We start from the raw sequence: 21871 nt of genomic DNA on the forward strand, positions 1-21871 counted from the left end.
ACATTGAAGCACTAAAACATCAGTGCATCAATACCCATTTTGTGCTTAAGCTCAAATCAGGCAGACAACGGCAGGAGCCATCATGAACGGGATGATCAGGGATAGTCAGCTCGACCGGTCGAGGCAGGTCGCCTTACAAATCCACGAGATCTTGCGCGACCGCATCCTCAAAGTGGATCTGGCGCCGGGGACGGTGCTGTCGCGCGCGTCGCTGCAACTGGAGTTCGGTGTGAGCCAGACCCCGGTGCGCGATGCGCTGATGCGGTTGCAGGAGGAGGGGCTCGTCGATGTCTATCCGCAATATGCGACCGTTGTGGCGAAGATCGATGTCAACCATGCCCGGCAGGCGCAGTTCCTGCGTCTTTCCATCGAGCTGGAGGCCGCGCGCCGCCTGACGCTGGAATCGCCCGCCGAGACAGCGAGGGCACTCGATACGATCCTGAGGCAGCAGAAGTCGGTAGCGTCGCCCGAAACCTTCGATATTTACGACAGTCTCGACCGGGATTTTCACCGGATGCTCTATGAGCGAACCCAAATTCCGCAGCTATGGGCGAATGTCCGGCGTCAGAGCGTGCATATCGACCGCCTTCGGCGGCTGAACCTGCCCATGCCAGGCAAGATACAGAATGTGCTCGAAGACCATCAGGCGATTGTCGACGGCATAGGCTCCGGCGATCCGGAGAAAGCCACGACGGCGCTGAGAAAGCACCTGACGGGAACGCTTTCGATCATCGACCAGATCGGCGAGAAATTCCCGGATTATATCCGCAAGGAGATGGCCTGAGGATGCTGCCGACCAGCGCCGGCGCGGGTGACAACCGCAAGATCTTTTCTATTTCAACGTCGGCAACGCGCTGGCATCTCCGCCAGCATCGATCCTGAAACCGCGCCATGGGCCGGGGCGGTCGTGCCCCTCTCGATCTACATGAACCAGATGCATCTTTTCGATAGCCAGAGCGAGCGTTCTCTGGCTTGACAGGTGCGCGCTTCGGTCATAGCACTATGATGTCAGACCAATTTACAAGACAACAGGGAACGGGTCTGGCGGGTGCATTCGCCCTTGAGGGGCGCTAGGACAGGAGTCCGAAATGGGAGAGGGCAAGCTTGCGATCGCGCCGTTGCCATCCATTGACCGGATGGGGCAGGTTACGGGAGCGCTCGCCGGCTATATCGAGACAGCGCAGCTTCAGGCCGGTGACCGCCTCCCCGCCGAGCGCGAGCTCATGAGTGCGCTGGGCGTCGGGCGCTCCACCATTCGCGAGGCGATCCGGCACTTTCAGGCGCTTGGGGTCATCGAGACACGCAAGGGCAGTGGCACCTATCTTCTGAAGCCGGTTTCAGCGGCGACTATCCATATGCCGCTTTCCTTCGATCCAGCGCGATTGCGCGACGCGCTGTTGCAGACGCTGGAGGTGCGGCGCGGCATCGAGGCCGAGGCAAGCATGGTGGCCGCGCGCAAGCGCACCGCCGAAGACCTCGGCATCATCGAGGAAAAGCTCGTCGAGATGGAGCGGGTGCATCTGGCCAAGGGCACGTCCGGTCCGCAGGACCTCGCTTTCCACCTCGCCGTTTATGACGCCACCCACAACCCGCTGTTCCGGCAATTGCTGGAGCAGATGCGCGACGCCTTTTTCCGCTTCTGGACGGAGCCGTTCGACCGGCCGGATTTCGCGCGCCGCACCTTTCCGTTCCACCGCACGCTTTTCAACGCCATCGTGGCCCAGGACACCAAGGCCGCGCGGCGGGAAACATTGAAGATCCTCGACATCGTCGAGGAAGACATCAAGGAAATGTCCAAATGATTGACGGGATGGACCCGCTCGATTTCGCCGCGCTGACGGTGGCTCATGACGAGGCGAATGCCTTCGACGCGGTGGTGCCGCCGATCGTGCAGACCTCGCTTTTCACCTTCCCGAGCTATGACGACATGGTCGCCTCCTATCGCGGCGAGAAGGTGCGGCCCATCTATACGCGTGGGCTGAACCCGACCGTGCGCGCCTTCGAGGACATGCTGGCGAAGCTGGAGGGCGGCGAGGACGCGCTGGGTTTCGCCAGTGGCATGGCGGCGATTTCGGCGAGCGTGCTGGCCTTTGTCGAGCCCGGCGACCGCATCGTCGCGGTGCGCCATGTCTATCCCGACGCGTTCCGTCTGTTCGGCACGATTTGCAAGCGCATGCGCATCGAGGTCGAATATGTCGATGGCCGCGACGAAGAGGCCGTGGCGCGGGCGCTGCCGGGCGCGAAGCTCTTCTATATGGAAAGCCCGACCAGCTGGATCATGGAAGCGCATGATGTCGGCGCGTTGGCGGCGATTGCCAAGCGTCATGGCGTCATGAGCATCATCGACAACAGCTGGGCGAGCCCGGTCTTCCAGCGACCCCTTTCGCTCGGCGTCGATCTGGTGGTGCATTCGGCCTCGAAATATCTGGGCGGCCATAGCGATGTGGTGGCCGGGGTGGTGACCGGTTCCAGGACACTCGTTGATCGTATTCGCGCAGAAACCTATCCTTATCTGGGCGGCAAGCTCTCGCCCTTCGACGCCTGGCTGCTCATCCGCGGCATGCGCACCTTGCCCACGCGCATGAAGGCGCATGAGGCCTCGGCGCTGGAGATTGCCCGGCGTCTGCAGGCGCTGGAGCAGGTGGAAACCGTCTGCCATCCGGCGCTCGCCAACCGCCTGCCGGCGGGGTTGACGGGCACATCGGGGTTGTTTTCGGTCATTTTCCGCGACGGCGTGAATATCCGGCAGCTCTGCAATCACCTGAAACTGTTCAAGCTCGGCGTGAGCTGGGGCGGCCATGAAAGCTTGATTGTCCCGGGCGAGGTGGTGCTGCAGCAGCGTGCCCAGCCCAACTCCGCCCATACATTCGGCATCGACCCGCGCTCCGTGCGCCTCCATGTCGGGCTCGAAGGCACGGAAGCACTCTGGAAGGATTTAGAGGCGGCAATCGCCGTATCGACTGCATGAAGTAGACGACTATCCAACAAACAAAAAGGGGAACGAAAACATGAAAAAACTGATCGCAACCGCATTCGCTGCCATGCTGATGAGCGGCACGGCGCTGGCCGATACCACGCTGAAGCTCGTGGAGGTCATCACCAGCCCGGAGCGCACCGAGACGCTGAAATCCATCGTCGCCAAGTTCGAGGCGGCCAATCCCGGCACCAAGGTGGAGATCATCTCGCTGCCCTGGGGCGAATCCTTTCAGAAATTCGCGACCATGGTTTCGGCGGGCGAAATCCCCGACGTGATGGAAATGCCGGATACCTGGATTTCGCTCTACGCCAATAATGGCTTGCTGGAGAGCCTGGAGCCGTATTTGAAGGACTGGCCGGCGACGGCGGACCTGACCGACCGCGCGCTGGAGCTTGGCCGCAGCGTCAAGGGCACGGCCTATACGCTGCCCTACGGTTTCTATCTGAACGCCATGTTCTACAACAAGAAGCTTCTCTCCGAGGCGGGCGTTTCCGAGCCGCCGAAGACCATGGATGAATTCGTGGAAGCTTCGAAGAAGATCGCCGCGCTGCCGGGCAAATCCGGCTATTGCCTGCGCGGCGGGCCGGGCGGGCTCAACAGCTGGGTGATCTTCGGCGCGTCGATGGCGGGCTCGAATAAGTTTTTCAACGAGGACGGCACCTCGACCATGAACAGCGGTGGCTGGAAGAAGGGCATCGCCTGGGTCGTTGATCTCTACGAACAAGGCCTTGCGCCCAAGGACAGCGTCAATTGGGGCTTCAACGAAACCGTGGCCGGCTTCTACAGCGGCACCTGCGCCTTCCTGAACCAGGACCCGGACGCGCTTATCGCGATTGCCGAGCGCATGAAGCCGGAGGATTTCGGCGTTGCCGTGATGCCGAAGGGACCTGACGGCAAGACCTTCCCGACGATCGGCTTCGCCGGCTGGTCGATGATGGCCGCCTCAGAGAACAAGGACCTCGCCTGGAAGCTGATCGCGACGCTGGAAGGCCCGGAAGGCAATATCGAGTGGAACAAGCGCGTCGGCACCCTGCCGGTGCTGAAATCCGCTGAGAACGATCCCTTCTACAAGACGCCGCAATTCAAGGGCTGGTTCGAGGAACTGGCGGACAAGGATGTCGTCCCGACCGTCATGCCGACCTATCTGGAAGAGTTCGCCTATTTCAAGGATTCGCTCGTCATAACCACCTCGCAGAAGGCCCTCCTTGGGGAGATCACGCCGGATGAGCTGGCCGATCAATGGGCGGAGTATCTGACAAAGGCGCAGCAGAAGTTTTTGGCGGGGAAGAAGTAGGCGTTTCAGCGACTCCAAGTCGCCCCCTCTGCCCGCCGGGCGACAGGTTCGCGCCCTCCTTCCCCCTTGCGGGGAAGGTGCCCGCGTAAGCGGTCGGATGGGGGTGGTGACGTTTGCGCTTGCTTCGAAGACCGTAGCGCAAACGTCACCACCCCCATCCGACCCTATCGGGCCACCCTCCCCGCAAGGGGGAAGGAGGGCGCGAACTGACCAGGCAGGGCGAGAAGACGCTGCCCCGCCGACACATCAAATAAAACCTCCAACGGGAGGCAACCATGCCCACCCCTATCCATAACCAACCCCACCGCAGTCTCCTGCAACGGCTCGCCCACGCCTCCGAGCCATATCTCTACAGCGCCCCGGCGCTCATTCTGATCGCGACCATCATGCTGGTGCCGCTGGTACTTGGCATTTCCTACGCCTTCCGGGATATCCAACTGCTCAATCCGTTCTCGGGGGGCTTCGTCGGGCTAGAACACTTTCGCACGCTGGCCAGCGACAGCACCTTTTATGGCGCGCTCAAGAACACGCTGTGGTGGACCGGCGGCTCGGTCCTCCTGCAATTCGTCTTTGGGCTGATCCTGGCGCTGCTGCTCGACAAGCCCTTTGCCGGGCGTGGGCTGGCGCAGGCGCTGGTGTTCCTGCCTTGGGCCGTGCCGACGTTTCTCTCCGGCCTCAACTGGGCCTGGCTGTTCAATCCGGTCATCGGCCCGCTGCCGCACTGGCTTCACGCGCTCGGCCTCCTCGACGCGCCGGACAATATCCTCTCCGACCCGCATCTCGCCATGTGGGGCATCATCACGGCCAGCGTCTGGTGGGGCATTCCCTTCTTCGCCATCACCATGCTCGCCGCGCTGCAGGCTATTCCGCGCGATCTCTACGAGGCAGCGGCCATCGACGGTGCGGGGCCGGTGCAGCGGTTCCTGTCGATCACCTTGCCCTATCTTGCGCCGACCATGGCGATCACCATCCTCCTGCGCACGGTCTGGATCGCCAACAGTGCCGACCTGATCGTCGTCATGACCGGGGGAGGGCCAGCCGACCGCACGCAGATCGTCGCGAGCTATATCTTCACCCAGGCCTTCAAGCGGCTCGATTTCGGCTATGCCTCGGCCATCGCGCTGGTCCTGCTCGTGCTGCTGCTCGCCTATTCGATGCTGATCGTGCTCCTGCGCCAGACATTGCTGAACAGGGATTAAGACAATGACCGCTCGCAAAATCCTTCTCACCGGGGCGCATCGCGGAGCAATCCTACTCTATATCCTGTTCGCCCTGTTTCCGCTGTTCTGGCTCCTGAAAGTCTCGGTCACGCCGAACGACCTGCTCTATAGCGAAGGCGTGCGGCTCTGGCCGTCGCGCACCACATTTGAGCATTTCAACCACGTACTGACGCATAGCTCCTTTCCGAGTTTCTTCCGCAATAGCGTCATCGTTTCCGGCGCGACGGCGATTGTGGTCACGCTCTTCGCCTCGCTTTCCGGCTATGCGCTGTCGCGCTTTGACTTTCGCGGCAAATACTGGATCGTTGCGCTGATGCTGCTGACGCAGATGTTCCCGCTCGTCATGCTGATCGCGCCGATCTACAAGATCATGGCGCCGCTGGGCCTCACCAACAGCCTCGTCGGGCTCGTCATCGTCTATTCGGCCTTCAACATGCCGTTCGCGACCTTCCTGATGCAGTCCTTCTTTGACGGGATTCCGAAGGATCTGGAGGAGGCGGCCAAGATCGACGGGGCAACCCAGTTCACTGCGTTTCGCCAGATCATCCTGCCGCTGACGCTGCCCGGCATCGCGGCGACGCTCGGCTTCGTCTTTACCGCAGCGTGGAGCGAACTGCTCTTCGCGCTGATGCTGATCTCGGGCAATGACGCCGCCACCTTCCCCGTAGGCCTCCTCACCTTCGTTTCGAAATTCTCCGTCGATTTCGGGCAGATGATGGCGGCTGGCGTCATGGCGCTCATTCCGGCCTGTTTCTTCTTCTTCCTCATTCAACGCTATCTCGTGCAGGGCCTCACCGCCGGCGCGGTCAAAGGCTGAAAGGATTTTCCATGGCGTCTATCGACATCCAGTCCGTCCGCAAGAGCTATGGCGATCTTGCCGTCCTCCATGGCGTCGATCTCACGATCCGCGATGGCGAGTTCATCGTTCTGGTTGGTCCGTCCGGCTGCGGAAAATCGACGCTGCTGCGCATGATCGCGGGGCTGGAGGAAATTTCTTCCGGTGAGGTGCGGATCGGCGGTAGGCGCGTCAATGAGCTGCAACCCAGGGATCGCGACATTGCCATGGTGTTCCAGTCCTATGCGCTCTATCCGCATATGAGCGTTGCCGGGAATATGAGCTACAGCCTTCGCCTGCGCAAAACGCCAAAGGACAGGATCGCTGCCGCCATCAAATCGACCGCGGGCAAGCTCGGCCTCGACCCGTTGCTGGAGCGCCGCCCCAAGGCGCTCTCCGGCGGCCAGCGCCAGCGCGTTGCCATGGGCCGCGCCATCGTGCGCCAGCCTAAGGCCTTCCTGTTCGACGAGCCGCTGTCCAATCTCGACGCCCGCCTGCGCGAGCAGATGCGCGCCGAAATCAAGAAACTGCATGGCGACCTAAAGGCCACCTCGATCTACGTTACCCATGACCAGATCGAGGCGATGACGCTCGCCGACCGTATCGTCGCCATGCATGGCGGCGTGGTGCAGCAAGTGGGCTCGCCGCTGGAGCTCTATGACCGCCCGGCAAATCTGTTCGTGGCCGGGTTCATCGGCTCGCCTGCCATGAATTTCCTCGACGTCACCTATCTCGAAGCGGATGGCGGCCCGCGCCTGAAGCTCGCCGATGACACGCAGATCCCGCTACCAAAGCTCATGCCGCTTGGCGAAGGCACGAAGGTGACGCTGGGCATCCGTCCCGAACATGTGGCGATCGAGAAGGAAGGGGGATTGGCGGCGCATGTCGACCTCGTCGAGCCCACCGGCTTCGGCATCATCCTGCATCTCTCCCTGCACGGCCTGCCTTTCAAGGTGTTCACGCTCGACCGCGAAGCGCTCCATGCAAAGGGCGCGGTGCAGGTAAGCTTCCCCGCGCAATATCTCCATCTGTTCGACGGGCAGGAAAACCGGGTTGAAACTTCAGGCGGGAGGTCACAATAATCTGCCAGAGAGCGAGAATTATATCCGCACCGGCCGTTTCAGGGGCTTCGCTTCCGCCACGGGCTGCGCAGCACGCTAAATATCCTACGCCTGTCGTGGCGGATATCCACCGCGCTCACGACCGAACAACATTTCGTGACATGGATTGTGTCATCCGGTTGCATTGATCCTCCTCAACAGGGCCGCGATTTGAGTCAATGCCCGTAAGTTCGGGCGTAAGAGCCAATTACCTTTGTTGGCAATGGCATATATTTATCTAGTTATTACAATATGTTGCTAGCATTCATACTCGGAATGCTTGTCTTGGCGCCGCCTGTGCGGACTGGCCAGCGGAATACAAGGGCTCTGTGGACGGATTGTCGCAGGCGGCGGGGTTCCGGTGCCGGAATTTGTCTGAATGATGGCCTGGACGATTCGCATCGTGGCTTTTTTTGGAAAGCGCATCGAACCGTCTACCCACCCAATCGGCAGGAAATGACAATGACCGACCTTCCCGGATATCCGAGCCGGCGCAGCTTTTTGAAAGCTTCCGCCGCAAGCGCGGTGCTTTCAGGGCTCCCCATCTCCGCCAAAGCGGAACCGAAGACGCCTCCCGTTCCACTCGAGCAATATGAGCGGCAATATTTCAACGATGTTGAATGGGCTTTCATCCTCGCCGCGACGGCGCGATTGATCCCGTCCGAGGGCGATGGTCCCGGCGCCATCGAGACCCGGGTTCCCATTTTCATCGATCTCCAGCTTGCAGGCGATTATGGCCGGGCGGATGATTGGTACATGGTCGGACCGCATGACCCGTCAGCGGACCCGACGCGGGGCTGGCAGACGCCGCTCAACCCTGCGCAGCTTTACCGGCAGGCCATTCCGGCCTTCAATGGCTGGTGCGAGCAGAAATATGGCGCGGTGTTCGCGGCGCTGAATGCGGAACAGCAGGATGCGGCGCTGACGGCGCTTCAGAAAGGCCAGGTCGGACTCACGCCCGAACTGCGCGACTTCTTCACCGTCCTCCTGCAGAACACCAAGGAAGGCTATTTCGCCGATCCGATGTATGGCGGCAATCACGGCATGCAGTCGTGGACCTATATCGGCTTCCCCGGCGCTCGCGCCAACTACAAGGAATGGGTCGAGCGATACAATGTCCGCTACCCGCTGGGTCCGGTTTCGATCAAGGGGGAGAGGGCATAATGGCACGCCAGGAAAAGAAGAAAGACGTCGTCGTCGTCGGCCTCGGCTGGACGGGCGCGATCCTCTCGATGGAACTCGCCCAGGAAGGGCTGGAAATCGTGGCGCTCGAACGCGGGCCCGACCAGAACACGGTTCCCGACTTCAAATACCCAAACATGATCGACGAGCTGAAATATGGCGTGCGGCTGAAGATGATGCAGCGCGCCAGCCAGCAAACAGTCACGGTGCGCCGCAACCAGGACGAGGTTGCGCTACCCTATCGCAGCTTCGGCTCCTTCCTGCCCGGCAATGGCGTCGGCGGCGCGGGCACACACTGGAACGGCCTGAACTGGCGTCCGCAGCCGGAAGAATTGCGGCTGCGCTCCTATGTGCGCGAGCGCTGGGGCGAACAGATCATTCCAGACGACATGCTGCTGGGCGATTATCCGATCACCTATGACGAGCTGGAGCCGTTCTTCGACCGATTCGAGCGCGTGGCCGGTATTTCAGGCAAGGCCGGCAATATCAAGGGCCAGATCATCGAGGGCGGCAATCCGTTCGAGGGATGGCGCTCGCGGGAGTATCCGATGCCGCCGATGCCCACGACCTGGGACGGCCGGAAGTTTGCGGATGCGGCGAAGGCCATGGGATATCATCCGTTCCCGTCGCCGGGCGGTATCGCTTCGACGGCCTATGTCAACGAGTATGGCATGCAGATGGGGCCGTGCAATCATTGCGGCTTCTGCGAGCGTTTCGGATGCTATCAATATTCGAAGTCCTCGCCGCAGACAGCGGTTCTCGATGCGCTCAAGCGCATGCCGAATTTCTCCTATCGCACGGGGGCCGAGGTGCTGCGCGTCGAGATGGCGCCTGATGGGAAGACGGCGACGGGCGTGACCTATTTCGACGAGAATAGCCAGGAAGAGGTCTTCCAGCCCGCGGATATCGTCGTCCTGGCGTCGTTCCAGCTCAACAATGTGCATCTGGCGCTGCTGTCCGGCATCGGCCAGCCCTACGACCCGGTGACGGGCGAGGGCGTGACGGGCCGCAATTATGCCTACCAGCTCACCGGCGGCGTATCGCTTTTCTACAAGAACGAAGAGTTCAATCCGTTCATCGGCACCGGCGCGAATGGCATGTGCATCGATGATTTTGGCGTCAACCAGATCGATTTCGGACGGGAAGGCTTTATCGGCGGCGCTTACTGGCGCGCGGGCCAGACCAACGGCCAGCCGATCCGCAGCATGGCGCTGCCCTCGGACACGCCGAGCTGGGGCGCCGGCTGGAAGAAGGCGATCGCCGAATGGTACGGGCATGTCATGAATATCGGAACGCACGGTTCCGTCATGTCCTACCGGACCAACCATCTCGACCTCGACCCGATCTACAAGGACCGGCACGGGCGCTCGCTCATGCGGATGACGTTCAACTGGAATCCGAACGATATCCGGATGACACAGTTCATGAAGCGCAAGGCGGAAGAACTGGCCAGGACCATGAACCCGGACCTGACGCAATCGTCGTTCAAGAAGGAAGGCGCGCAGTTCGATGTGCGGCCCTATCAGACGACGCACACCACGGGCGGCCACATCATGTCGGACAATCCGCGTGAGGGCGTGGTCAACCGCTATTCGCAGGCATGGGACAAGCACAATGTGTTCCTGACCGGCGCGGGCAATTTCGTGCAGAACACGCAGTACAATCCGACGGGGCTGCTTGGCGGGCTTGCCTATTCCACCGCGCATGCGATCCGCACGCAGTATCTTTCCAAGCCGCGACCGCTGATCTGAGGAGAATGGCGATGAAAACTTTTCTGCGCATCATCGGCGTTCTCGTCATCATCGGAATTGCCGCACTACTGGCCTTCCTGTTCATACCGGTGCAACTGACCAAGCCGACGAAGGAACTGGCCGCCGGCTGGAAACCCGCCCCCGGACAGGGCGAATATGTGATGTACGCCTCGGACTGCATGGCCTGCCACACGGCGGAGGGGGGCAAGCCCTTTGCCGGCGGGCGCCCGATCGCCAGCCCCATGGGCACGATCTGGACCACCAACATTACCCCCGACCCGGAAACCGGCATTGGCAAATGGACGCTCGATCAGTTCCGCGCCGCCCTCTATGACGGCATTCGTGCGGACGGCGCGCATCTCTATCCCGCGATGCCCTATGAGAACTATCGTAAGCTCACCGAGGAGGATGTCCGGGCGCTCTATGACTATTTCATGCACCAAGTGCCGCCGGTGAAGAACGCCGTTCAGGAAACGAAGCTCGGTTTCCCGTTCAACATGCGTTTCGGCATTCGCGCGTGGAACTGGCTGGCTTTGAGGCATGAAGCGGGCTTCACCCCGGCGGGCAAATCCGAGATGCAGGATCGCGGCCAGTATCTCGTGGAAGGACCGGCACATTGCGCGGCCTGCCACAGCCCGCGCAATCCGCTCATGATGCAGAGCGGGCTCGAGACCGGCGACAAGAACTTCCTCGCCGGCGGCATCGTCGATGGCTGGAACGCTCCCTCCTTGAGGGGACCGAATTCCGCTTCGCAGAAATGGTCCATGGAGGAGATGGCCGCCTATCTCGCGACGGGCCGCAATGCGAACTCCACCGCCAATGGTGAGATGGGGTACGTGGTCAGGGACTCGCTTCAGCACCTGACTGATGCGGACAATCTGGCGATTGCAGCCTTCCTGAAGAGCCTCGATGGCGGCGATATCGAAACGCCGCAGGGCTTCGCCGTGAAGGCCTCGACGGCGCTTCCCGCCGCCCCGGCGGATTCCGCGGGCGAAAAGACGGCAACCATGTTGACGGAGGCTTCCCCCTCTATGCCTGTGGGCGCCCGGCTTTACATCGACAATTGCTCCGCCTGCCATTTCGTGACAGGCAAGGGCGCGCCGGGCATTTTCCCCGAACTTGCCGGCAATGAGCTGGTGACCGGTTCGGAGGCGAAACCGCTGATCTCTATCATCCTCAACGGCGCCGAGGTGCCTTCGACGCAGAAGCGCCCGATGCGGCTGGTGATGCAGGGCTATGCGGACCGCCTGAGCGACGAAGAAGTCGCGGAACTGGCAAGCTTCGTTCGTTCCGCATGGGGCAATAATGCAAGCGCCGTGAAGGCCTCGGCTGTGGTGGCGGTGCGCAACAGCCAACCGCATTGATCGCAATGATAAACCGGCGGCGGAAGAAAGTTCCGCCGCCGGTTTATTGGCACTAGGCCCACTTCATCGAAATAATCGAGGACAGCCGGACGCTGTTCTGTCCATCGGAACAGAAGTGGCACGTTCGGCTGCCGGTGGTCACGCGGCCTCAACTCCTGCTCGATCTGGCGGGGCCGCCTGATGTGGTGGCATCGGCGCGGTATCCCGAACGCACCAATTCCGGAAACAGCCGAACTGATAAATCGGAAGATGGCACGCAGGCGACTGTCATTCCCTTCTCAACGAGGGCAAATGGCTCTCGCTGTTTTGTGAAAGGCAAATCGGCAAAGGCGCCGGCGTGGTTGTCAGAAACGGCGGTGCGGCAGGTTCGCTGCCAGGCTTCCGAAGGGGCCACTGAGCGAAACGACGGCCATGCTCGTTCGGCCGGAAGGCTACATCGCCGGCTTCACATGTGGCGCGGAGGAGATATACGCAACGTCGACATTCCGCAGAGCTTGCGCATGCGCGATTCTTCCTAGGCAGGAGGATTAAGAATCACAGACGAATTTCATATCGACGATACTGATATGACAGTAACGCTCGTCCAAGGTCCGTCCGATGACTTATTGAATCGATAGAATCGGTTAGCGGATTTGGCTTTGCAGGCGGATAGGTTGTGTCCCCTCGTTCCGCGACTCCGGAAAAACGCCGCGCTCGTATTTTCACTATGCGCACATGGACGATGAATTGTAGAGCTGATGGCGGGAAGTTGCCAACGCTACCCTTCGCCGGAATGCGCGAGCGCACGAAGTCCTTGAAGTCAGTTTCGGAAAATTCCTCGAGCAGACATCCACCAAAGCCAACAGTCAGCTGAATCAAGCGCCGTTCTGTAGGAAAAACATATCTGCTGGATGTAAAAACACAGATAAATATCTTGCTTCCACTGGTCGGAGTGAGAGGATTCGAACCTCCGACCCCCTCGTCCCGAACGAGGTGCGCTACCAGGCTGCGCTACACTCCGTAACCAGTGAGGCGGCTTATAGCGCCGTGTTTTTTCCGCCGCAAGACGTTTTGTCAAAAAAACGCGCGCAATAATAAGTGCGCAATCGCCGCATCGGAAGGTGATAATTTTATGTCCGTTGTTCACAAATGAACTTTAATCATATAGGTTCCGCGCAAATTCAGGCCGCCGACATGTGGCGGCAGGCGGAAAGAGAAACAGGAAACGTATGGCGAAAGAAGAAGTCCTCGAATTTCCCGGTGTCGTGACGGAGCTGCTGCCCAACGCGATGTTTCGGGTGAAGCTCGAAAACGAACATGAGATCATTGCCCACACCGCTGGCCGCATGCGCAAGAATCGCATTCGCGTTCTGGCCGGCGATAAGGTGCTTGTCGAGATGACGCCTTATGACCTGACCAAAGGGCGCATCACCTACCGCTTCAAATAATCCGTTTCGCCTGGCATTCGGCAAGGGACGCACCCATGAGCGCTCAACAAAAGCTTGTTCTTGCCTCCGGGTCGCCGCGCCGGATCGAGCTTTTGGGGCAAGCGGGCATAGAGCCGGATTTTCTTTATCCGGCCGATATCGATGAGACTCCGCTGCGTGCCGAGCACCCTCGCTCGCTGGCGCGCCGTTTGTCGCGCCTGAAGGCGGAGAAAGCCGTGGAAAATCTCCGGGGAGACGCTGGGCTGGCCGGGGCTTATATGCTTGCAGCCGACACTGTCGTCGGCGTTGGCCGGCGTATCCTGCCGAAGACCGAGTTGCAGGACGAGGCACGGGAGTGCCTGCGTCTGCTTTCCGGGCGCTCGCACAAGGTTTTCACCGGGGTTTGCCTCGTCACGCCGAAAGGCCGTGTCCGGCAGACGCTGGTTGAAAGCCGTGTGCGCTTCGAGCGGCTGACCCGCGAGCAGATCGACAGCTATCTTGCCTCGGGCGAATGGCGCGGCAAGGCGGGCGGCTATGCGATACAGGGCTTTGCAGGAAGCTTCGTCGTCAAACTCGTCGGCTCTTACACCAATGTCGTTGGTCTGCCTTTGCATGAGACGGTCGGCCTTTTGACCGGCGAGGGCTACAATGTTTATAACGCCTGGACGACGGGCAAGCACTGAAGATTCCATGAGCGGCAAGAAAGAAATATCGGCGGCGCCCGGCGCCAAGGTGACACCCCTGCGCCCAACGCGGCCTTGCCCCGAATGCGGCAAGCCTTCAAGCCGCGATTCCTATCCGTTTTGTTCGTCGCGCTGCCGCGATATCGATCTGAACCGCTGGCTTTCGGGTGCTTATGTCATCCCCGCGGTGGAAGCCGCCGAAGATAGCGACGATTCGGATAAGCGCGAGGAATAGCGCCGTCACGCGGCTGGGGCAGCTTCTGGTACGGGAGAGCGGGAAAGCACGATGCCGATGGCGCGCAGTACGGCGACACTGTCGCTGATGGGCATTGCGGGCGATTGCGTTTCGCCCGAGCGCAACGCGTCCATGAGCGCTATTGCCGGGAATTGCAACCCGCTACCCTGAAAAGGATAATGCTCGATCTGGCGCCCCCAGAGACGGCTCAGGGATGAGGGGAGGCGGGAGAGAAATTTCGCCAAAGGCCTGTCCCCTTTGGCCGATGGCCCGATGAGGGACGATTTCATCGCCGAGGGCGAATAGAGCGTCAGCTGCTTGGCGCTTGGGAACGGCCCGTCGATCCGCAGCGCGCCGGCGGTGCCCTCGATAAAGAAGTGATTTGCGCCGTCTCGGTCGAACCCGCAGGAAAGTTCGGCGTCGGCATCCGCATAGTGCAGGTTGATTTCAGTGCGTATGTCGACGCCGGTTTTGGCGCTGACCCAGCGGCCCGATACCTGGTCCGGTTCGCCAAGGAAATACATCGCCAGCGATATGGGATAGACGCCGAGGTCGAGTGCCGCGCCGCCGCCCAGCGCGCGCGAGAAGAAGCGGCTTTCCGGATCAAATTCGCGATAATGGGAAATATCTACGGTGATCTTGCGTATCTCGCCAATGCTGCCTGCCTCGATATGCGCCTTTGCTGCCTGGACAGCGGGCAGAAATCGCGTCCACATCGCTTCCATGGCAAAGGTGTTTTGCCGCGCAGCCTCTCGCTCGATCACCTCCGCTTCCGGGGCGGAAGGCGCGAGCGGCTTCTCGGTGAGCACGGCTTTGCGGCTGCGCAAGGTGCGCAAGGTCTGCGCCAAATGCAGCGAATTCGGCGTGGCGATATAGATCGCCTTGATACGTGGGTCGGACAGGAAATTATCGATGTTGGAGTAGGCCTTCCGGGCGCCGGTCTCAGCGCAGAACTGCTCGGCTTTTTCAGGATCGCGCGACAGGACGGCATGTAACGCCGCGCCGGGTGCGAATACCAGATCGGAGGCAAAGCGCCGCGCGATCTCGCCCGTCCCAACAATTCCCCACCCGATTGTCTTCACCGCCGACACCCATCCTCTTCATGCCATAAGAGAATGGGAATGGAAATGCGGGGAAACTAGTGTGATTCTAATAATTTGCGCCGCTTTTCCACTGGATTTCATGAAGCGCTTTCACAACGCCGGCTAAATTCGCAGCAACGAAAAAAATCATGAAAATTTTCTGGTTCGGGTGCTGGACAGTGCCGAATTTAGTGCTATAACCCACGCGCTTCCGGCGGATAGCCAACACCGTCACACTGCTTCGGCAGGTAAAGCAAGGGATGCCTGGGTAGCTCAGTTGGTAGAGCAGCGGATTGAAAATCCGCGTGTCGGTGGTTCGATTCCGCCCCCAGGCACCATTTTGTTTTTCAACAATATTTCGCGAAACCAAAACCCTCGGCGCGCATTCCTACAGTTCCACTGTTCGAATCGTTGCTGGACGAGGTGTTAAATTGGAAAGAGCTTTCGGAAGAATTGCGAATACGGTTGCCACTCTCGCAGGTCAGCCGTTTACCTTTCTCCTGTGCGTATTAGTCGTCATTATCTGGGGCGTAAGCGGGCCACTCTTTCAGTTTTCCGACACGTGGCAGTTGATCATCAATACCGGAACGACCATTGTAACGTTCCTGATGGTGTTCCTGATCCAGAACACGCAAAATCGCGACGGTGCGGCAATTCAAGCAAAGCTCGATGAGCTTATTCGCGTCAGCGAGGGACATAACAGCTTTATAGGCATCGAGCATCTGCCCGCCTCGGAGGTGGAAGAATTCCGCCGCAAATGCGAGGAAGCGGCGAAAATCTTCCACGAGGCAAAGCTGAAATAGCCGTTATTTTTTGTATTTGCGATGCGTAGGCTTATGTGCGGGCGTTTTTGCCGCCTGTTCCACATTTTGCCCGGCGCTCTGTGTCGCGTTCACGGCATTGGCCGTGTCCTGTCCCACACCGCGAATGGTGTTGGCGCAGGCCGAAAGGGTCAGGAGGGTAACGGCGAGGGTTGCAAGCGTCGTTGTGGTTTTCATCGAATCCATCCCATTTTTTGAAATGTACGCGGGATCAACGTTGGCGCCGCTTGAAATGTTCCCGATCCGGAATCGCGAGCCTGTACCGCGTCGCGATAAGGCATTGGGAACGAAGGGCCTTTTCCGTGCGTTTCGATCACGAAACCCATTACGGAGAGTGCTATGACGGCCGGAAAATCCATATGGCGAAGCTACAGTTACGCGTGGATAACGCTTGGCTTCTTTATCATTACGATTGTGGGGCATTGGCTCTTTGGCTGGTTCGCTTTCGTGAACGAGCAGCATAGCCGTGGCGAGGCAGCCACGTTCGGCCTGTTTTTCGTCGAGATGATGCGCGATACGCTGGAGAACTGGCAGTCAGAGTTTCTCCAACTCCTCTGGCAGGTCGGCGGCCTGGCCTTCCTGCTCTTTCTGGGGTCACCCCAGTCGAAGGAGGGCAATGACCGGCTGGAAGCGAAGGTGGATGAAATGCTTCGACAGCTTGATCCCAAACGCGGCGAAGCGATCATACGCGAAATCGACAACCGTTATTCGGGAAGGCATACGGATAAGCCGCATGCGCACCGGTGAGGATCATATTTCGCCGTCCAACTCCGGATAATGGCGGAAGAGGCCGGTTTCGTTGAAGGCCAGCCGCCTGTCGGAAGCGAGATAGCGCTTGATGTTCGGCCGCTCCTCTACCGCATCATGAATCGCGGCAAGGGCGGGATATTTGGCGGCATAATTTTTCATGGCGCGGGGAAAGGCATAGCGCAGACCTTCGATCACCTGGAAAAGGGATAGATCCACATAGCTCAGCCGGTTGCCGATGATGTGCTTGCTGCCATGGGGGTTCTGCTGCGCCACGCGCTCGAAATAGCCCAGGAATTTGGGCAGACGCTCTTTCAGGAAGGAAGCTGAATAGGCTTTGGCCGCGTCCTTCTGATCTTCGTAATAAAGCGACACCGCGATCGGATGATGGGTGTTGTGAATCTCCGCGAGGAAATCGGTGATGGTCAGTTGCAGCCCATGCGCAAAATAGCGCAATTTCGCATCCTCAGGGGAGAGGCCAAGCTTCGGTCCGAGATATTGAAGAATGTTCGCCACCTGCGAGACGATCACGTCACCATCCCTCAGAAAAGGCGGGGCGAAGGGTATGTATGGCTCATCCCGGCTTTCCATGATCTCCATCATCGCCGCGGTGCCTCCCGGCTCACGCGCGATGTCGACATAGCTGGCGTCGGCCTCTTCCAAAGCCAGCCGGATGAATTCGCCCCGGCCTTGCAAGCCGTCCCAATAGTAAAGCCGGTATGTCATGTGGAGCCTCCGTAAGCCAGGGTCTCGACCAGGATTCACGCTGCGGGAAGATATCCTGGTCGAGACGATTACAATATTTGGCGCTTAAGACCGCTTTGCAAGTCGTGCCTCATCGTCGATGAGTGTAAGGCGTGCGGGGGCCGAACCGCCCCATTCCCATAGCACCAGATTCATATCCGTTTCATTCGTGCCTGGGGCGAAACTCCGCACCAGCAATGCGCGGTAGCCTTTGGCAATCAACTGCCGGGCAAAAATTTGCGTCCTTGCTTCTCCGATTGCCTTCATCTGATCGCGCCACGTGCTGTCGGCAAGGCTTGCGGCGTCCATCCCCTCCGACCGGAGTGCCGTATCGTCACGGCTATCGAAAATGCCGTCGATTTCAGCCTCATAACAAACGAGGGTGGTGGGTTGGAGAGCTCCCACCTGGTTCGCTTCCCTGAGTGCGGTCAGGATCGATAGCGAGGTGTAGAGCGCCGGGGTTCCTTTCGGGTTGAAGCGGCCCCCATAGAGCGCTGCACCGCGTCCGGAAAGTGGCGCATGGGCATAAACCGGATTCAGCGCGCGAAAGAGCTGACCGCGATAGAGCATATGTCAGGCGTAAACGCCGGCATCGACGGCATCAATATAGTCGAGCACCTCGCTTGCGCGTCCGCTGAGCACCAGTTGCATGGCTGTCTGGCCAGAGAAGCCGGAGAGCGGCTCCGACCGGTACCAGGCATAAGCAATCAGAGCGGAACCAAAACGCGGCTCTACCTTGTTGAGGATTTCCACCATCTCGCGCAACCGCCGCTGCGTCTTGTCGGAGTAAAGACGGTCTTTCCGCTGGACCGCATCGCGCCCCAGACCGGCGGTCCGCGCCACTTCTTCGCTCGTGGTACGCAGCGTTTCGGCTATCTTGCGTGGAGCAAAGAAACCGTGGTCTGCATATTGGGCAAGCGCCATACCAACTTTTCCTCAATCAACCATCACAAATCTTGACGCAATATAGCGTCTATTATTGCGGTGATCAAGGGCCGCAGACACCTACCGCAGAGCCTTCCCCTCCTTGTTGAAGAGATGCAGCTTGGCCGGGTCGGCGGTCAGGCGCACCTTGTCGCCGCGCTTGACAGGCTGGGTGCCGGGAAGCTTGACAATCAGCGGCTCGCTGCCATGGTCCACGTCGGCATAAAGAAGCGTGACTTCGCCCAGCGCCTCGATGATCGCGATCTTGCCTTCGATGATGAATGCCTCGTCGTTGGTGATCGTCAAGTCTTCGGGCCGTACGCCGAAATGGACGTTCGCGCCTTTCTCGGACTCAGGCGTGGCTATATCGAGCGTGACGGTTACGTCTTGCGGCAGCGAGACGGTGGTCTTCGCGCCGGTGGTGACGATTGTCGCGGGGACGATGTTCATCGCGGGAGAGCCGATGAACTGGGCGACGAACAGATTGGCAGGCCGCTCGTAGAGCTCGAGCGGCGGGCCCGCCTGCTCGATGCGACCGCTCGAGAGGACGACGATGCGGTCGGCGAGCGTCATCGCCTCCACCTGATCATGCGTCACATAGATCATGGTGGTGTCCGGCATCGACTCGCTCAATTTGGCGATCTCGATGCGCGTGGCGGCGCGCAGCGCGGCGTCGAGGTTCGACAAGGGCTCGTCGAACAGGAACACTTTCGGGTCGCGGCAGATGGCCCGGCCGATGGCGACGCGCTGGCGCTGGCCGCCTGACAGCGCTTTGGGCAGGCGGTCGAGATATTCCGTCAATTGCAGGATCTCCGCCGCCGACCGCACGCGCCGGTCGATCTCCTCCTTCGATTCCTTCGCGATACGCATGCCGAAGGCCATGTTGTCGTAGACGGTCATATGCGGATAAAGCGCATAGGACTGAAACACCATGGCGATGCCGCGCTTCGACGGCGGGACGTCGTTGACGACTTCGCCGCCGATCTCCAATGTGCCGCCCGAAATATCTTCAAGCCCGGCGATCATTCGCAAAAGAGTCGACTTGCCGCATCCGGACGGGCCGACGAAGACGACGAATTCGCCTTGCTTGATTTCAAGGTCGATCCCGTGGATCACCTTGTGCGTGCCATAGAGCTTTTCGATATTCTTCAGCTTTACCGTTGTCATACGCCGTTCCCTTGGCTGTTTTTGCCGCTCGTTTGAGTCATCCGCCCTTCACCGACCCGGCCAGAAGGCCGCGAACCAGAAAACGCTGGAGCGTGAAGAAGACAATCAGCGGTACGATGATCGTGATGAAGGCTGCGGCGGTGAGGATTTCCCAATTGCTGCCGCGCGATCCCAGTAGATTGACGAGACGCCCGGTCAGTACCAGCTGGTCGTTGCCCGAGCCCAGGAAGACGAGGGCGACGAGCAGGTCGTTCCAGGTCCACAGAAACTGGAAAATCGCGAAGGAGGCGAGCGCCGGGAAGGAGAGGGGCAGCACGATCTTGACGAAGATCTCGAAATCGCTGGCGCCGTCCACCCGCGCCGATTCAATCACTTCCCGCGGCAAGCCCGCCATGTAGTTCCGCAACAGATAGATGGCGAGCGGGAGGCCGAAGCCCGTATGCGCAAGCCAGATGCCGAGATAGCCTTTTGGCGAGAGGCCAAGCGCGGCGCCGACATCGTTGTATAACCGCAGGAGCGGAATGAGCGACATCTGCAGGGGGACGACGAGCAGCCCCACCACCAGCGCAATGAAGAGCGCGCGTCCGGGGAATTTCATCCACGCCAGCGCATAGGCTGCGAACGCAGCGATGAGAATGGGAATCACGGTGGAGGGGATCGCGACTGTCAGCGAGTTGAGGAACGAGCGGCCAAGCCCTTCGGCGGAAAGCACCTCGCGATAATTGTCGAGCGTGAAATGCGGCGGGACCGAGCGGGTGTAAAAGATGCGCTCGCCACGGCTTCCTTCCATGCGTTGCGGGGAGGAAATGGTGAAGTCGCCGTTCTTCGCCACGGTCAGGGAGGCCCCATCGTCGAGCGGCGCGGTCTCGCCGGCTTTGAACTCATCGGGCGATTGCACCGTGTCGCCAAAGGCAGCCACGGTGCCTGTGCCTCCGTCGAAGACGTTGCCGCGAATGACGTAGCGGCCATTTTCCGCCATTTGTGTTTCCGGAGACGGCGCGCGGTAGACGGCGTTTTCCTGCGACGGACTCAGCGCCGTCCACCAGCCGGAAACCGCGATCTGCTGCTTGTCGCGGATCGAGGAGATCAGGAGCCCCGCCGTTGGCAGCGTCCATAAAAGGACGATGGCCAGAACCGCGAGATGAACGGCGATGGTGAGCGGCGAGCGTCGGCTGGATGTGATCATGTCAGCGCCCCTCCATCTCTTTGGCCGCGTTGCGGATGTTCCAGATCATGATCGGCACTACGAGCACCATGATGACGATGGCGATGGCCGCGCCGCGTCCGAAATCGCCGCCGCCCCGGAACATCCAGTCGAACATGAGGTTGGCGAGCACCTGCGTGTTCCATTGGCCGTTGGTCATTGCCAGCACGATGTCGAAAACCTTGAGGACGAGAATGGTGATCGTGGTCCACACCACGGCGATGGTGCCCCAGATCTGCGGCACCATGATCTTGAAAAAAATCTGCAAGGAATTCGCGCCGTCGATGACGGCGGCCTCGATGGTTTCCTCCGGAATTCCGCGCAGCGCCGCCGCGAGGATGACCATGGCAAAGCCGGTCTGGACCCAGATGAGGATGACCATCAGGAAAATGTTGTTCCAGAAAGGCAGTGTGATCCACGCCTCGGGTGTGCCGCCGAAATAAGTGACGACCGCGTTGAGAAGGCCGATCTGCGCCGTTCCTTCCGGGCGATAATCATAGACGAATTTCCAGATCACCGACGCGCCGACGAAGGAGATCGCCATCGGCATGAAGATCAGCGATCGGGCGATGTTACCCCACCATATCCGGTCCGTCAGCGCGGCGATGATCAGGCCGAGAAAGGTGGCGGCGGTGGGGACGATGAGAAGCCAGAGGAAATTGTTGAGGATCGACTGGCGAAATTCGCTGTCCCTGACCATCCACTGGAAATTGGCGAGGCCAACGAATTCCTGGCCATTTTTGCCATGGAAGCTGAGCCAGACCGATTCGATGACGGGATAGACGAGGTACAGGCCCAGCGCGAGAAGGGCGGGACCGAGGAACAGCCAGGGCCTCACCATATTGGCGATGCGCAAATTGCGAACTTGGTTTTTGCCGCCGCGGCCCCTGGACGGAAATATCCGGTCGAGAGCCCAGTTGCTGGCGAAAAAATAGAGGGCGCAACCGGCGACCCCGGCTGCCATGGTCATGAGGGCGAAGAGAAGCTGCTGCATTCGGGTTGCTCCCTCCCGGTTGAGCGTCTTCCCTCCCTCTTGCGGGGAGGGTGGCCCGAAGGGCCGGGTGGGGGTGGTGACGGCTATACGCTAACGGCATGATCACAGCGCACTGCCTTTACCGCCCCCATCCGCCCGCTG

22 protein-coding genes, 2 tRNA genes and 1 pseudogene are annotated in these 21871 nt (G+C 60.1%); 16 read left to right on the forward strand and 9 right to left on the reverse strand.

All coding sequences use genetic code 11. The features are described 5' to 3' along the window. Positions 1-82: 82 nt before the first annotated feature. From IEX53_RS16070 to IEX53_RS16115, 10 genes are all read left to right on the forward strand, one after another. The gene (locus tag IEX53_RS16070; RefSeq protein ID WP_188825200.1) at positions 83-784 is read left to right on the forward strand and encodes a GntR family transcriptional regulator; all 702 of its coding nucleotides are present in this window, start codon (positions 83-85) and stop codon (positions 782-784) included. 304 nt (positions 785-1088) lie between these two features. Then, positions 1089-1802 (forward strand): FadR/GntR family transcriptional regulator, encoded by a 714-nt coding sequence (locus IEX53_RS16075; protein WP_188825201.1) that lies wholly within the window; start codon positions 1089-1091, stop codon positions 1800-1802. After that, on the forward strand, positions 1799-2968 hold the full coding sequence (locus IEX53_RS16080; RefSeq protein ID WP_188825202.1) for a PLP-dependent transferase: 1170 nt from the start codon (positions 1799-1801) through the stop codon (positions 2966-2968). The genes IEX53_RS16075 and IEX53_RS16080 overlap by 4 nt, the downstream gene beginning before the upstream one ends. A 40-nt stretch (positions 2969-3008) precedes the next feature. After that, positions 3009-4271: an ABC transporter substrate-binding protein gene (locus IEX53_RS16085; RefSeq protein WP_188825203.1), complete on the forward strand. Its 1263-nt coding sequence runs from the start codon at positions 3009-3011 to the stop codon at positions 4269-4271. Positions 4272-4546: 275 nt separating this feature from the next. Continuing rightward, entirely contained in the window at positions 4547-5470 is a 924-nt protein-coding gene (locus IEX53_RS16090; protein WP_188825204.1) for a carbohydrate ABC transporter permease, read from the forward strand. Between the two features lie 4 nt (positions 5471-5474). Beyond that, a complete protein-coding gene (locus tag IEX53_RS16095; protein WP_188825205.1) occupies positions 5475-6308 on the forward strand; it encodes a carbohydrate ABC transporter permease in 834 nt (277 codons plus the stop codon). Between the two features lie 11 nt (positions 6309-6319). Next, positions 6320-7408 carry an ABC transporter ATP-binding protein gene (locus tag IEX53_RS16100; protein WP_188825206.1) on the forward strand — a complete coding sequence of 363 codons (1089 nt, stop codon included), beginning with the start codon at positions 6320-6322 and terminating at the stop codon, positions 7406-7408. Between the two features lie 480 nt (positions 7409-7888). Continuing rightward, a complete protein-coding gene (locus IEX53_RS16105; protein WP_188825207.1) occupies positions 7889-8590 on the forward strand; it encodes a gluconate 2-dehydrogenase subunit 3 family protein in 702 nt (233 codons plus the stop codon). Beyond that, on the forward strand, positions 8590-10359 hold the full coding sequence (locus IEX53_RS16110) for a GMC family oxidoreductase (protein ID WP_188825208.1): 1770 nt from the start codon (positions 8590-8592) through the stop codon (positions 10357-10359). Before IEX53_RS16105 ends, IEX53_RS16110 begins: the two co-directional genes overlap by 1 nt. A gap of 11 nt (positions 10360-10370) precedes the next feature. After that, entirely contained in the window at positions 10371-11723 is a 1353-nt protein-coding gene (locus IEX53_RS16115; RefSeq protein ID WP_188825209.1) for a cytochrome c, read from the forward strand. Between the two features lie 923 nt (positions 11724-12646). Here IEX53_RS16115 and IEX53_RS16120 read toward each other — a convergent pair. Then, a tRNA-Pro gene (locus IEX53_RS16120) sits at positions 12647-12723 on the reverse strand. A gap of 208 nt (positions 12724-12931) precedes the next feature. On the opposite strand from IEX53_RS16120, the gene infA reads away from it, so the two are divergent. Genes infA through yacG form a run of 3 tightly spaced genes read left to right on the forward strand, consistent with a single transcriptional unit; the run spans position 12932 to position 14047 of the window. Further along, complete coding sequence (gene infA / locus IEX53_RS16125; RefSeq protein ID WP_002965531.1) at positions 12932-13150, forward strand: translation initiation factor IF-1; 219 nt, start codon at positions 12932-12934, stop codon at positions 13148-13150. Between the two features lie 35 nt (positions 13151-13185). Continuing rightward, positions 13186-13812: a Maf-like protein gene (locus IEX53_RS16130; RefSeq protein ID WP_188825210.1), complete on the forward strand. Its 627-nt coding sequence runs from the start codon at positions 13186-13188 to the stop codon at positions 13810-13812. 7 nt (positions 13813-13819) lie between these two features. Continuing rightward, entirely contained in the window at positions 13820-14047 is a 228-nt protein-coding gene (gene yacG, locus IEX53_RS16135; protein ID WP_188825211.1) for a DNA gyrase inhibitor YacG, read from the forward strand. A 5-nt stretch (positions 14048-14052) separates the two neighbouring features. On the opposite strand, the gene IEX53_RS16140 is transcribed toward yacG, so the two are convergent. Next, positions 14053-15129 (reverse strand): Gfo/Idh/MocA family protein, encoded by a 1077-nt coding sequence (locus tag IEX53_RS16140; RefSeq protein WP_236016229.1) that lies wholly within the window; start codon positions 15127-15129, stop codon positions 14053-14055. 262 nt (positions 15130-15391) lie between these two features. Between IEX53_RS16140 and IEX53_RS16145 the strand changes: the two genes are divergently transcribed. Together IEX53_RS16145 and IEX53_RS16150 are read left to right on the forward strand one after the other, a co-directional pair. After that, positions 15392-15467, forward strand: a tRNA-Phe gene (locus IEX53_RS16145). 93 nt (positions 15468-15560) lie between these two features. Next, complete coding sequence (locus tag IEX53_RS16150) at positions 15561-15932, forward strand: low affinity iron permease family protein (protein ID WP_188825274.1); 372 nt, start codon at positions 15561-15563, stop codon at positions 15930-15932. A 48-nt stretch (positions 15933-15980) separates the two neighbouring features. On the opposite strand, the pseudogene IEX53_RS16155 reads toward IEX53_RS16150, so the two are convergent. After that, positions 15981-16127: pseudogene (locus IEX53_RS16155) on the reverse strand (entericidin domain-containing protein); the annotation flags it as partial. Positions 16128-16289: 162 nt separating this feature from the next. Here IEX53_RS16155 and IEX53_RS16160 point away from each other — a divergent pair. Continuing rightward, a complete protein-coding gene (locus IEX53_RS16160; RefSeq protein ID WP_188825214.1) occupies positions 16290-16697 on the forward strand; it encodes a DUF6766 family protein in 408 nt (135 codons plus the stop codon). Positions 16698-16700: 3 nt separating this feature from the next. Here the strand turns inward: IEX53_RS16160 and IEX53_RS16165 are convergent, their stop codons facing one another. The 6 genes from IEX53_RS16165 to IEX53_RS16190 form a co-directional block, all read right to left on the reverse strand. After that, positions 16701-17423, reverse strand: coding sequence for a glutathione S-transferase (locus IEX53_RS16165; RefSeq protein ID WP_188825215.1), 723 nt, complete (start codon positions 17421-17423; stop codon positions 16701-16703). Positions 17424-17507: 84 nt separating this feature from the next. Continuing rightward, positions 17508-18011, reverse strand: a complete 504-nt coding sequence (locus IEX53_RS16170) for an RES family NAD+ phosphorylase (protein WP_188825216.1) — start codon at positions 18009-18011, stop codon at positions 17508-17510. 3 nt (positions 18012-18014) lie between these two features. Next, on the reverse strand, positions 18015-18365 hold the full coding sequence (locus IEX53_RS16175; protein ID WP_188825217.1) for an antitoxin Xre/MbcA/ParS toxin-binding domain-containing protein: 351 nt from the start codon (positions 18363-18365) through the stop codon (positions 18015-18017). 81 nt (positions 18366-18446) lie between these two features. Next, positions 18447-19532 (reverse strand): ABC transporter ATP-binding protein, encoded by a 1086-nt coding sequence (locus tag IEX53_RS16180; RefSeq protein WP_188825218.1) that lies wholly within the window; start codon positions 19530-19532, stop codon positions 18447-18449. A 37-nt stretch (positions 19533-19569) separates the two neighbouring features. Beyond that, positions 19570-20715: a carbohydrate ABC transporter permease gene (locus tag IEX53_RS16185; protein ID WP_188825275.1), complete on the reverse strand. Its 1146-nt coding sequence runs from the start codon at positions 20713-20715 to the stop codon at positions 19570-19572. A 4-nt stretch (positions 20716-20719) separates the two neighbouring features. Continuing rightward, positions 20720-21730 (reverse strand): carbohydrate ABC transporter permease, encoded by a 1011-nt coding sequence (locus IEX53_RS16190; RefSeq protein WP_188825219.1) that lies wholly within the window; start codon positions 21728-21730, stop codon positions 20720-20722. Positions 21731-21871 lie beyond the last annotated feature (141 nt).

It is taken from the genome of Paramesorhizobium endophyticum, from assembly GCF_014640615.1.
GTDB lineage: Bacteria > Pseudomonadota > Alphaproteobacteria > Rhizobiales > Rhizobiaceae > Paramesorhizobium > Paramesorhizobium endophyticum.